This window comes from Achromobacter sp. DMS1 (assembly GCF_001270295.1).
The window spans coordinates 1-11,601 of sequence record NZ_LHSJ01000129.1 but is presented as its reverse complement, the minus strand read 5'-3'; the positions used below and the strand labels follow the sequence as shown (position 1 = coordinate 11,601).

Genomic DNA, 11,601 nt, shown 5'->3' with positions numbered 1-11,601 from the left:
GGGATCAGCCGCGCCGCTTGAGGAAGGCGCCCACGGCGCAGGCGACGGCCAGGGCGAGCAGGGAGCCGGCCACGGGCAGCAGGAAGTCCGCTTCGCCGCGATAGCCGCCGCCGGTGACGCCACCCGCCACGCTGCCCATCCACAGCACGACGCAGAGCAGGGATGCCACGGTGGCGATCGCGGCGGCCACGACACAGGGCGACGAAGGCGGTCGCGCGGCCGCGCCGACCCGCGGGAAGCGGCATCCTGGACGCCGAGGGGCTGCCTGATCCAGTAGACCAGCCCCGCCACGACCAGCAGGAGCATCAGGATCTTGAAGATCATGACGCCGTTCTTCCGTCAGTCTTCGCGGCGCAGGTGCGGGAAGAGAATCACGTCGCGGATGCTGGGGCTGTCGGTCAGCAGCATGACCAGGCGGTCGATGCCGATGCCGCAGCCGCCGGTGGGAGGCATGCCGTATTCCAGGGCGCGGATGTAGTCGGCGTCGTAGTACATGGCTTCTTCGTCGCCGGCGTCCTTGGCCTCGACCTGGGCGCGAAAGCGCGCGGCCTGGTCCTCGGGGTCGTTCAGTTCGGAAAAGCCGTTGGCGATTTCACGGCCGGTCATGAAAAGCTCGAAACGCTCGGTGATGCCGGGGCGGGCGTCGGAGGCGCGGGCCAGCGGCGAGACTTCCACCGGGTAGTCGATGATGTAGGTGGGGTTCCAGAGCTTGGCCTCCGCGGTTTCCTCGAAGAGCGCGAGCTGCAGCGCGCCCAGGCCGGCGCGTGATAGCACCGGGCCGTCGATCTCGGCGCCCAGCTTTTTCAGTTCGGCGCGCAGGAAGGCCGCGTCGTCGAGCTGCTGCTGGGTGTAGCCGGGGGCGTACTTGAGGATGGCTTCGCAGATCGTGAGGCGGTCGAAGGGCTGGGACAGGTCCAGCTCGCGCCCCTGGTAGGTGAGCACCGCGCTGCCGGTGGCCGAGATGGCGGCCTGGCGGATCAGCTCCTCGGTGAAGTCCATCAGCCAGCGGTAGTCCACGTAGGCCGCATAGAACTCCATCATGGTGAATTCGGGATTGTGCCGCGGGCTCACGCCTTCGTTGCGGAAGTTGCGGTTCACCTCGAACACGCGCTCGAACCCGCCCACGATCAGGCGCTTGAGGTACAGCTCGGGCGCGATGCGCAGGAACATTTCCATGTCCAGCGCATTGTGGTGCGTGACGAAAGGCTTGGCCGCCGCGCCGCCCGGAATGGGGTGCAGCATGGGCGTCTCGACTTCCAGGAAGCCGGCGTTCAGCATGAACTGGCGGATGCTGCCCACAGCCTTGCTGCGCGCCTCGAAGGTGCGGCGCGTGGCGTCGGTCATGATGAGGTCGACATAGCGCTGGCGGTAGCGCAGTTCCTGGTCGGCCACGCCGTGGAACTTGTCGGGCAGCGGGCGCAGCGACTTCGACAGCAGGCGGGCCTGCGAGGCGTGCACCGAGAGTTCGCCCTTGTTGGTCTTGAAGACGGTTCCCTCGACCGCGATGATGTCGCCGATGTCCCATTGCTTGAAGGCGGCGTAGGTTTCATCGCCGAGCGCCCCGCGGTCCAGGTAGATCTGGATGCGGCCGCTCGCGTCCTGCAGCGTGGCGAAGCTGGCTTTGCCCATGACGCGCTTGAGCATCATGCGGCCGGCCACCTTTACGGGCACGGGCGAGGCGGCCAGGGCTTGCTGGTCCTGGTCGTCGTATTTGTCGTGCAGTTCGGCGGCGCGGGCGTCGGGGGTAAAGTCGTTGGGGTACGCAACCCCGGTTTCGCGCAGTCTGGCCAGCTTGGCGCGCCGTTCGGCGATCAAGCGGTTTTCATCCTGGGCGGCTGCCGGGGCGGGCGAGTGGTCGGTCATGGCGGGGAAGAATCAGTCGTAATTGCGGATGTCGTCGATTTCGGTGGCGCCGAAATCGTCGCGGTCCAGGTAGGCGAGAATGCGCGCGGCCACGCTGGCGGGCGCGGCCAGCTTGCCGCTGGCGTGGAAGTCCCGGAACTTGTCCAGCGCGGGGAAGCTCTCGGGATCGCTGGCGCGGATGGCGGCCTGCATGTCGGTGTCGACAATGCCCGGCGCCAGCGCCACGATGCGCGCGCCATGGGGGCCTTGCTCCTGCTTGACGACGCGCGTGTACATGTCGAGCGCGGCCTTGGTGGCGCAGTACACGCCCCAGCCGGCATTGGGATTGCGCCCGGCGCCGGAGGAGATGTTCAGGATGCGGCGGTCGGCGTCCAGCCCCGACACCGCGGCCAGGAAGCGCGCGGTGAGCAGCATCACGGCCGAGACGTTCAGGTTGAACGCCGCGGCGATGGCCGCGCCGTCGACGAGCTCAGCCCCGCTGGCCACGGGCTGGACCGTGCCCGCGTTGTTGATGAGCAGGTAGCGGCGCGCGTCGCGCGGCAGCGCCGAGGCGATGCGCTCGGCCGCCCGCGAAGCCGCTTGCAGGTCGGAGAGGTCCACGGAGATCTGTTCGAGCTGCGCGCCCTGGGCGCGCGCGTGCTCGGCCAGCGACGGATCGTCGCGGCGCGCCAGCGTGAAGAGGCGCGTGCCCGGCCTGGCCAGGCCGCGCGCCATGGCGGCGCCGATGCCGCGCGAAGCGCCCGTGAGGATGGCAATGGTGTCGGTCATGCTCATGAACCTCTGGTGTGGGTGAGAGGAAAAAGCGCGGAACTCAGACGCCCTGCTTGAGGCTGGCCTGGATGAAGGGGTCCAGGTCGCCGTCCAGCACTTTCTGGGTGTTGGAGATTTCGACGTTGGTGCGCAGGTCCTTGATGCGGCTCTGGTCCAGCACGTAGGAGCGGATCTGGTGACCCCAGCCCACGTCGGTCTTGGAATCTTCCAGCTTCTGCTGCTCGGCCATGCGGTTGCGCATCTCGAGCTCGTAGAGCCGGGATTTCAGCATCTGCATCGCTTCGGCGCGGTTGCGGTGCTGCGAGCGGTCGTTCTGGCACTGCACCACGATGCCCGTGGGCATGTGGGTGATGCGCACGGCGGAGTCGGTCTTGTTGATGTGCTGGCCGCCCGCGCCGCTGGCGCGGTAGGTGTCCACGCGCAGATCGGCCGGGTTGATCTCGATCTCGAAGGAGTCGTCCACCTCGGGGTAGACGAACACGCTGGCAAACGAGGTGTGGCGGCCGCCGGAGGAGTCGAACGGGCTCTTGCGGACCAGGCGGTGCACGCCGGTTTCGGTGCGCAGATAGCCGAAGGCGTAGTCGCCCTCGAGCTTGATGGTGGCCGACTTGATGCCCGCCACTTCGCCCTCGGACTCTTCCAGCACTTCGGCCTTGAAGCCCTTGCGCTCCGCGTACTTCAGATACTGGCGCAGCAGCATCGAGGCCCAGTCCTGGGCTTCCGTGCCGCCCGCGCCGGCCTGGATGTCCAGGAAGCAGTTCAGCGGATCGGCGGGGTTGGAGAACATGCGGCGGAATTCGAGGGCTTCCAGCTTTTGCTGGTAGCCGTCGGCGTCCTGCTCGATGGCGGCGAGCGTGGCATCGTCGCCGTCGGCGGCGGCCAGTTCAAAGAGCTCCAGGGAGTCGGCGACGCCCGTGCCCAGCAGGCGCAGCGTCTCCACCACGTCTTCCAGGGATTTCTTCTCACGGCCCAGGTCCTGGGCGTGCTTGGGGTCGTTCCAGACGGCGGGGTCTTCGAGCTCCGCGTTCACGACCTGCAGGCGTTCGGCTTTGGCATCGTAGTCAAAGATACCTCCGTAGAGCCTGTTCGCGCTCCGCATAGTCGGCGAGGCGGGCGGCGAGCTGGTTCTGACGTTCGGCTTCCATGATGATCCTGTCCTGAGAGTGTCTTTTGTACGAAACCTGGCATTTTAGCGTGGATGGACTCCTCCCGCGGCGGCCCCCCGCGGGCGGGGACGGAACCCGGCCGGCGGGCGCATGGCAATGGCCGGTTGCGCTGTTCAGTTTTTTGTCAACTTTCCCGCTCTAGCCTACGCAGGCCCGGCATCCCTCCAAGAGAGGGGGACCGACCAGGGCCCGGCGACCCGCCGGCATTATCCCGACAGAGGAATGGAGACACTGATGGAAAACACGATGACCCCTGGGGTCGCGCCGGCGATCCCGGCGTCCGAGGAAGACCGGATCTACCGCAAGGTGGGGTGGCGGCTGGTGCCGCTGCTGGTGGTCTGCTACGTGGTGGCGTACCTGGACCGGGTGAACGTGGGGTTCGCCAAGCTGCAGATGCTCCAGGAGCTGCAATTCAGCGACACGGTCTACGGGCTGGGCGCAGGCATTTTCTTCATCGGGTATTTCATCTTCGAGATTCCCAGCAACATCATCCTGCACAAGGTGGGCGCGCGGGTGTGGATCGCGCGCATCATGATCACCTGGGGCATCATCTCCGCATGCATGATGTTCGTGAGCAGCGAGCACATGTTCTATGTGCTGCGCTTCCTGCTCGGCGCGGCGGAGGCCGGCTTCTTCCCCGGCATCATCCTCTACCTCACGTACTGGTATCCGGCCGCCCGGCGCGGACGCATCACCACCTTCTTCATGACCGCCGTGCCCATGTCCGGCCTGATCGGCGGGCCGATCTCCGGCTGGATCATGAGCACGTTCCACGGCCAGCACGGTCTTTCCGGCTGGCAGTGGCTGTTCCTGCTGGAGGGCATCCCGTCGGTGATCATCGGGGTGGTGGTGCTGCTGTATCTCGACGACCGCATCCAGAAGGCCAAATGGCTCACCGCCTCCGAAAAGGCCGTGCTCATCCGCAACATCGCGGCCGAGGACCAGACCAAGGAAGATCCGCCGCTGCGCGCGGCCCTGACGCGCCCGCGCGTGTGGGCCATGGCGCTCATCTATTTTTCTTTCGTGATGGGCCTGTACGGCGTGGGCTTCTGGATGCCGACGCTCATCAAGAACACCGGCGTGCAGAGCCCGCTGGTGATCGGCCTGCTGACGGCCGTGCCCAACCTGTTCGCCGTCATCGGCATGGTGCTGATCGCCCGCAGTTCCGACCGCAGCCGCGAGCGGCGCTGCTCGTGGCGCTGCCGGCCGTCTGCGGCGCCATCGGCCTGCTGGCCTCGGCGGTCTGGAGCGGCAACACCACCCTGGCCATGCTGGCGCTGACCGTGGCCAACATCGGCATCTGCACCGTGCTGCCGCTTTTCTGGAGCCTGCCCACGGCCCTGCTGAGCGGCACCGCCGCCGCCGCCGGGATCGCCCTCATCAACTCGGTGGGCAACCTGGCGGGGTTCGTCAGCCCCTACCTGGTCGGCTGGCTCAAGGACCTCACGGGCTCCACCAACACGGGCCTGTACCTGCTGTCCGTCTGCCTGGTGGTCGGCGCGCTGGTGGCGCTGGCCCAGCCCGCGCGGCTGGTCAACAAGTGACGCAAGCGCGCGCTGGCGCGCCATGCCAGCGAAGATGAGCCTGCATCGCCGCCGGGAGGCGGCCCGATGCGCATGCGCGAGGCGCCCGGGCTCAGCCCGCGTATTCGATGACGAGCTGCGCAGACACCATGCCGTTCCAGACGTTCTGCTCCAGCCGGTAGGCCGCCTGGATCTGCGCGGGCAGCGACTGGTCGTGGCCGAACCAGATGGCGTCGAAGCGCTGGCCGCCGCGCTCCAGCGACAGCTTCAGGTGTTTCTCGCCCACCAGCCGCTGGTTGCGGACGGTGAACTCGTCCAGGAACAGCGGGGCCGCGAAGCCGGCGCCCCAGACCTGCTGCTGCAGCATGCCCGCCACGTCGGCATTGGCGTAGCCGGATTCCAGCGAGCCGTCGGTTTCGAGGACGGGCTCGAACGTGGAGCGTCCGGTCAGTTCGCGCACGGCGTCGTCGAAGGCCGGCACGAAGGCAGCGAAGTCGTCTTTGCCCAGCGTCAGCCCCGCCGCCATGGCGTGGCCGCCGAACTTGCGGATGAGCGCGGGGTGGCGCTTGGAGACGAGGTCCAGCGCGTCGCGCAGATGCACGTCGGGAATGGACCGGCCGGAGCCGCGGATTTCGTCGTCGCCGGCCGGCGCGAAGGCCAGGGTGGGGCGCCAGAACTTTTCTTTCAGGCGCGAGGCCACCAGGCCCACCACGCCCTGATGCCAGCCGGGATCGAACACGCACACGGTGGCGCCCGCCGCGGCATTGGGCTCTTCCATGGCCGCCAGCGCCTGCTCGCGCATTTCGGCCTCGATGCTGCGGCGTTCGCGGTTGATGTTGTCGAGTTCGCGCGCCATCTCCAGCGCCTGGGCCTCGTCGTCCGTGGCGAGGCAGGCGATGCCCAGGCTCATGTCGGCGAGCCGGCCGGCGGCGTGATGCGCGGCCCGGTCCAGGGCGTTCTTGGTGCCGAAGTAGTCGATCATGACCGAGTGGTCCACCACCAGGTCCACCGGCACCAGCGGCTCGATGCTCTTGGGGCTCTTGCCCATCTTGTCTGCCACCGAGCGCATGGCGGCGATGTCGGCCAGCAGCGGCACGCCGGTGAAATCCTGCAGCACGACGCGGGCCACCACGAAGGGAATCTCGTCTTCGCGCTTGGCGTTGGGCTGCCAGTTGGCCAGTTGCCGGACGTGTTCCTCGGTAACCTTCTTGCCATCGCAGTTGCGCAGCACCGACTCCAGGACGATGCGGATGGATACCGGCAGCCGCTGCACATCCACGCCCAGCGCCTTGCCCAGCGCCGGCAGCGAATAGAACTGACAGGACTTATTGCCGATCTTGAAATTCTTGAGAGTATCGAGGGTGTTGTGCGGCATGATGGACTCCGTGGTGTTTGTCCGCGTAAAGCAGGCATTTTGTGGCGTTTTGGCCGTTTTGTCATTCTATGGGAGACGGTCCGGCCGCGCCACCGACTCTTATGTCTTATATAAGAGTTGAACGGGCGTGTCAAAGTTCCGTCAGCGGGCGATGCGTCCGGTCCGTTTTGCCAAGAAAAGCCCGCGCCGATGTTGCGCGCGCACGCCGGCGCCCGCGCGCACGCCCGGACTTCAGCCGCCTTTGCCGCGGCCGGCGCGGCGCGCCTTGCGGGCCAGGCCGCGGCGCGAGATTTCCGAATCCAGGATGAGGCGGCCCTCGATCTTGCCGTGCATGCGCGTCACCGAGCGCATGGCGTCCCGCATGTGGTCTTCCATGAGCCTGCGCACGGCTTCGGCGTCGCGGGCCCGGGCAGCCTTCAGGATGTCGCGGTGGAACTGCGTGTTGGCCGCGCCGAAGCGCTGCTGGGCAGCCAGCGGCATGTCATTGTCGTACACCGTGAGCTGCCGGATCATTTCATTGATCATCTCGCAGCTGAATCTCAGGAACGGGTTGGGGCAGGCGGCGGCCAGGATGTCATGGAAGCTCATTTCCTCCTGGCGCTGGATCAGCGAATCCTCCATGCGCTCGGCCGCCGGATCGCAGCACGCGATGTTGTGCTCCAGCGCCGCGAACTGCGCCTCCGTGAGGTGGGGCACCGCGCTGGCGGCCAGCTCCGGCTCCAGCAGCTTGCGCACCTGGTAGATGTCCTCGATGCTCACTTCCTTGAAAAACAGGTAGTTCTGCATGAGCTGGAAGGTGCGGTGCAGCGGCACCTCCACCACCCTGCCGCCGCCGCCCGGGCCGGTGCTGACTTTCACCAGCCCCTGCACCTCCAGCGACTTCAGGGCTTCGCGCATGGTGCTCTTGCTCACCGAGAACATGCTCTGCAGTTCGCTTTCGCGGGGCAGGCGGTCGCCCGGACGCAGGTTCTTCGCCGTAATGAGGCGCTTGATCTCCTCGGCCACCAGGTCGCTGCGCTTGGGCTGCGGAAGGCTCTCGCCCTCGAAGGCGTCCTGCATCTTGAATTCCATCCCGCTTCTCCCGATTCGACTCGCGCGCATGGGCCGCCGCGTTGCCCGCGCCGGCGGACGAGGCCTCCCCAAGACCCCGGGTTATACCTGATGACCCCGCTATTGACAGTGGCTTTGTACAGACCGGATCATCATATCAATCCTATTTATCATGATAAATAGGAGAGCGGTATGCGGTCACCATATATAAGCTGTGGCAGTTGCGGAAAGAGCTAGGAGCAGACCTCGCCGGTCCGGCCGCCCCTGCGGCGCGGGCCCTGTCGAATACGCCGCGCAGCGCGGCCCCCCCAGGGAGAAAGACTTGAATCGCCGCAATCTCTTGAAAATGGCCGCGCTTTCGGCGCTGCCCGGCGCGCTGTGGAGCGCGCGTTCCGCCTTCGCCCAGTCCGGCGGCATCGCCTTTGCCTGCCCCGTGCCCATGTCGGGCCCGTTTGCCGCCAACGGCAAGTACGCCGACCTGGGGATGAAGCTCGCGCTGGAGCAATACGGCAAAGTGCTCGGCCAGCCGCTTTCCTATACGGTGCTGGACACCGAGGGCAAGCCCGCCACCGCCGTGCGCAAGGTCCAGGAAATCTCGCAGCAGAAGGGCGTGAAGTTCTTTGCGGGCGGCATCCTGTCGTCGGAGTCGCTGGCCATGGGCAAGGAGGTCGAGCGCGCCGGCGGCGTATTCATTACCACGGCCGGCGCCGACGAGATCACCGGCAAGGACTGCAACCGCGCCACTTTCCGCTGGTCGGTGCCCACCTTTGGCGCCATCGAACAGACCGTGCGCCCGCTGCTGGAAAGCCTGCCCAACGCCAGGCGCTGGTACACCATCACCCCGCAGTACGTCTTCGGCGAGGGCCTGTTGTCGGCCGCCAAGAACATCTTCAAGGAAAAAGGCATCGAACACGTGGGCAACAGCTACCACTCGCTGTCGGAGAAGGAGTTCAGCGGCTATCTCACCAATGCCATGGCCGCCAAGCCCGACGTGCTGCTCATCCTCAACTTCGGTTCCCAGTCCTCCGACACGCTGCGCCAGGCGGTGAGCTTCGGCATGAAGCAGAATTGCACCATACTGGTGGCCTGGGCCTCGGGCCTGGAGCAATTCGAGAGCCTGGGCGCCGACCTGTGCGAGGGCGTGTATTTCGGCGCGCAGTACTGGCACGGCATCGACTCGCCGCTGAACAAGGAACTGGTCGCCCTGGCGCGCGACAAAACCCGCGGGAATCCCAACTACAGCCTGGCGGGCTCGTACATCTGCACCCGCATCCTGCTGGAGGCCATCAAGAAGGCCGGCAGCCCCGAGCCGGCCAAGGTCATTGCCGCGATGGAGGGCATGGCCTACGACGGCCTGACCGGCGCCGAAACCCTGCGCAAGGAAGACCACCAGGTCCTGAAGAACTATTACCTGCTCAAGGGCAAGGCCAAAAAGGCCATGAAAGACAAGGACGACTACGCCGAGATCGTCCATGCCGGGCAGTCGTTCCTGGCGCCCGCGCAAACCGGCTGCAAACTGTAGCGTCCGCGCGCGCCCGGCGGGCGCCGCCGCGCATTTTTCCGGGAACCCACGCGGCTCTTCTATGAACGTTTATCTGCTCCAGGTCGTCAATGGCGTCGGCGTGGGCATGCTGTACTTCCTGCTGGCGGTCGGCTTGTCCATCGTCTTCGGCTTGTTGCGCTTCGTGAACTTCGCGCACGGCGCCTTTTACCTGCTCGGCGCCTATTTCTGTTTCCAGGCGGTGCAATGGGGCCTGAACTTCTGGCTGGCGCTGCTCCTGGTGCCGCCCCTGGTGGGCGCGCTGGCGTGGGTCGCCGAGAAGCTGCTGCTGCGCCACGTGTATGCGCAGGCGCACGAGTTCCACATCCTCATCACGGTGGGCCTGGCGCTCGCGCTGCAGGAGCTCGTCATCGTGATGTGGGGGCCTATCGGCGATAACGTCGCCGTGCCCGCCTCGCTGCAGGGCGTGGTCATGTGGGGCAGCTTCGTCTATCCCAAGTACCGCCTCTTCGTCATCGGCTTCACCGCGCTGTTCTCGCTGGCGCTCTGGTACGTGCTCGAGGGCACGCGGCTGGGCAGCGCGGTGCGCGCCGGCAGCGAGTCCACGGAAATGGTTTCCATGCTGGGCATCAACGTCTTCCGCATGTTCAGCCTCATCTTCGCCCTGGGCGCGGCCACGGCGGCGCTGGCCGGCGTGCTGGCCGCGCCATCCGGGGCGTGGAGCCCTTCATGGGCATCGAGGCGCTGGGCATCGCTTTCGTCATCGTGGTGATCGGCGGCATGGGCAGCTTCGGCGGGGCCCTGGCCGGGGGCCTGCTGATCGGCGTGGTGCAGAGCGTGATGAGCACGCTGTGGCCCGAGGGCGCGCGCCTGATGATCTATGTCGCGATGGCGGCGGTGCTGCTGCTGCGTCCGCACGGACTGCTGGGGAGAGGCTGATGAAGCGCCTGAAATCGCATGCCCAACTGACGCTGGCCGTGGCCGTGGCGGCCGGCCTGCCCCTGGTCATCCAGTCCGGGTCCCTGGCGACCGAAGTGCTCATCTACGCCCTCGCGGTGCTGGGCTGCAACCTGCTGCTGGGCTTTACCGGCCTGCTGTCCTTCGGCCAGGGCATTTTCTTCGGGCTGGGCAGCTACACGGCGGGCCTGCTGCTCACGCGCTGGCCCTTGCCGATGCCGCTCGCGCTGCTGGCGGCGGTGGCCATGGGCGCGCTGGCCGCGACCGCCGTGGGCTGGTTCGCCATCCGCCAGCGCGGCACCTACTTCGTCATGCTGACGCTGGCCTTCTCGCAGATGTTCTACTTCCTGGCCTACAGCCTGCCCGACCTGACGGGCGGCGACAACGCCCTGATCGACGTGCCGCGCCCGCCCTTGTCGCTGGCCGGCCTGGCCGAACTGCCGCTGGCCTCGCCCTGGCAGTTCTACGCCTTCGTTGCCGTGTGCTTCGTGGCGGTGTTCTGGCTGCTGCTGCGCGTGACGGAATCGGTGTTCGGCCGCACGCTGCTGGCCATCCGCGACAACGAGGCGCGCGCCATGGCGGTGGGCTACAACGTGCGCCGCTTCAAGCTCGCGGCCTTTGCCCTCTCGGGCGCGGTCACGGCGCTGGCCGGGGCCTTTCTCGCGCTCATGACGGGCATCGCGCCGCTGTCCAGCATCGAGTACCACACCAGCGAAATGATCCTCGTCATGACGGTGATCGGCGGTACGGGCAACCTGTTCGCGTCGCTGCTGGGGGCGGCCTTCTATGTGCTGTTCTCGGACTGGCTTTCCACGCTCTGGCCGCGCTGGCTCATGCTGCTGGGCCTGCTGCTTATCGCGGTAAGCCTTTTCATGCAGAAGGGGCTGTGGGGGCTGGGCGAACGCATCTGGCTCGCGGCGCGCGGAGCGCGCGCGCCGGCCGCCAAGGAGGAACGCGCATGAGCACCGCCTCGGACAACGGGCCGCTGCTGCGCGCCCGGGGCATCGTCAAGCGCTTCGGCAAATTCCAGGCCCTGCAAGGGGTGGACCTGGCGGTCCGGCCGGGCACGGTGCATTCGGTCATCGGGCCCAACGGGGCCGGCAAGACCACGCTGTTCCATATCCTGACGGGCACGCTGCGCGCCTCCGAGGGCAGCATCGTGTTCGACGGCATCGACGTCACCCACGAAGCGGACTACCAGCGCGTGCAGCGCGGCATCGCCAGATCGTTCCAGGTCACCAGCCTGTTCGCCAATCTGTCGGTGCGCGAGAACCTGCGCCTGGCCGCGCAGGGGGCGCAGCCCGCCGGGGCCTACGATTGCTGGCGCCCGCCTTCGGGGCAGAATCCAGGATGGTCAAGTCGCTTGAAACGCTCAAGACCAACCTGTCCAAGATC

8 protein-coding genes and 4 pseudogenes are annotated in these 11,601 nt (G+C 66.9%); 5 read left to right on the top strand and 7 right to left on the bottom strand.

Features of this window, described 5'->3' with window-relative positions; all coding sequences use genetic code 11:
- Nucleotides 1–4: 4 nt before the first annotated feature.
- The 4 genes from AD428_RS28050 to prfB all read right to left on the bottom strand — a co-directional run bounded on the left by AD428_RS28050 (nt 5) and on the right by prfB (nt 3,779).
- Entirely contained in the window at nt 5–169 is a 165-nt protein-coding gene (locus tag AD428_RS28050) for a hypothetical protein (RefSeq protein ID WP_235490442.1), read from the bottom strand.
- 170 nt (nt 170–339) lie between these two features.
- Complete coding sequence (gene lysS / locus AD428_RS15475) at nt 340–1,863, bottom strand: lysine--tRNA ligase (RefSeq protein ID WP_053245765.1); 1,524 nt, start codon at nt 1,861–1,863, stop codon at nt 340–342.
- A gap of 12 nt (nt 1,864–1,875) precedes the next feature.
- Nucleotides 1,876–2,631 (bottom strand): SDR family oxidoreductase, encoded by a 756-nt coding sequence (locus AD428_RS15470; protein WP_053245764.1) that lies wholly within the window; start codon nt 2,629–2,631, stop codon nt 1,876–1,878.
- Between the two features lie 43 nt (nt 2,632–2,674).
- Nucleotides 2,675–3,779, bottom strand: a protein-coding gene (gene prfB / locus AD428_RS15465) for a peptide chain release factor 2 (protein ID WP_152968112.1) whose coding sequence is annotated in 2 segments (ribosomal slippage) — nt 2,675–3,697 and nt 3,699–3,779 — 1,104 coding nt in all. Because the reading frame shifts where the segments join, the coding sequence is not laid out codon by codon here.
- 255 nt (nt 3,780–4,034) lie between these two features.
- On the opposite strand from prfB, the pseudogene AD428_RS15460 reads away from it, so the two are divergent.
- A pseudogene (locus AD428_RS15460) lies at nt 4,035–5,344 on the top strand (MFS transporter).
- A 91-nt stretch (nt 5,345–5,435) separates the two neighbouring features.
- Here AD428_RS15460 and AD428_RS15455 read toward each other — a convergent pair.
- The 3 genes and pseudogenes from AD428_RS15455 to AD428_RS15450 all read right to left on the bottom strand — a co-directional run.
- Nucleotides 5,436–6,257: pseudogene (locus tag AD428_RS15455) on the bottom strand (single-stranded-DNA-specific exonuclease RecJ); the annotation flags it as partial.
- 30 nt (nt 6,258–6,287) lie between these two features.
- Nucleotides 6,288–6,698, bottom strand: a pseudogene (locus AD428_RS28045) (aconitase family protein); the annotation flags it as partial.
- Between the two features lie 231 nt (nt 6,699–6,929).
- Nucleotides 6,930–7,769 (bottom strand): FadR/GntR family transcriptional regulator, encoded by an 840-nt coding sequence (locus AD428_RS15450; protein WP_235490224.1) that lies wholly within the window; start codon nt 7,767–7,769, stop codon nt 6,930–6,932.
- Nucleotides 7,770–8,070: 301 nt separating this feature from the next.
- On the opposite strand from AD428_RS15450, the gene AD428_RS15445 reads away from it, so the two are divergent.
- The 4 genes and pseudogenes from AD428_RS15445 to AD428_RS15430 form a co-directional block, all read left to right on the top strand.
- Nucleotides 8,071–9,270 carry an ABC transporter substrate-binding protein gene (locus AD428_RS15445; protein WP_053245551.1) on the top strand — a complete coding sequence of 400 codons (1,200 nt, stop codon included), beginning with the start codon at nt 8,071–8,073 and terminating at the stop codon, nt 9,268–9,270.
- Between the two features lie 61 nt (nt 9,271–9,331).
- A pseudogene (locus tag AD428_RS15440) lies at nt 9,332–10,188 on the top strand (branched-chain amino acid ABC transporter permease).
- Nucleotides 10,188–11,168: a branched-chain amino acid ABC transporter permease gene (locus AD428_RS15435; protein WP_053245763.1), complete on the top strand. Its 981-nt coding sequence runs from the start codon at nt 10,188–10,190 to the stop codon at nt 11,166–11,168. The pseudogene AD428_RS15440 and the gene AD428_RS15435 overlap by 1 nt, the downstream one beginning before the upstream one ends.
- The coding region (locus AD428_RS15430; protein WP_152968111.1) for an ATP-binding cassette domain-containing protein at nt 11,165–11,601 on the top strand (437 nt) is incomplete at its 3' end. The genes AD428_RS15435 and AD428_RS15430, both read left to right, overlap by 4 nt.

Excerpts from the sequence above, each read along its gene's own strand:
- lysS (WP_053245765.1), bottom strand. The coding sequence starts at position 1,863 with ATGACCGACCACTCGCCCGCCCCGGCAGCCGCCCAGGATGAAAACCGC.
- AD428_RS15470 (WP_053245764.1), bottom strand. The coding sequence starts at position 2,631 with ATGACCGACACCATTGCCATCCTCACGGGCGCTTCGCGCGGCATCGGC.
- AD428_RS15450 (WP_235490224.1), bottom strand. The coding sequence starts at position 7,769 with ATGGAATTCAAGATGCAGGACGCCTTCGAGGGCGAGAGCCTTCCGCAG.
- AD428_RS15435 (WP_053245763.1), top strand. The coding sequence starts at position 10,188 with ATGAAGCGCCTGAAATCGCATGCCCAACTGACGCTGGCCGTGGCCGTG.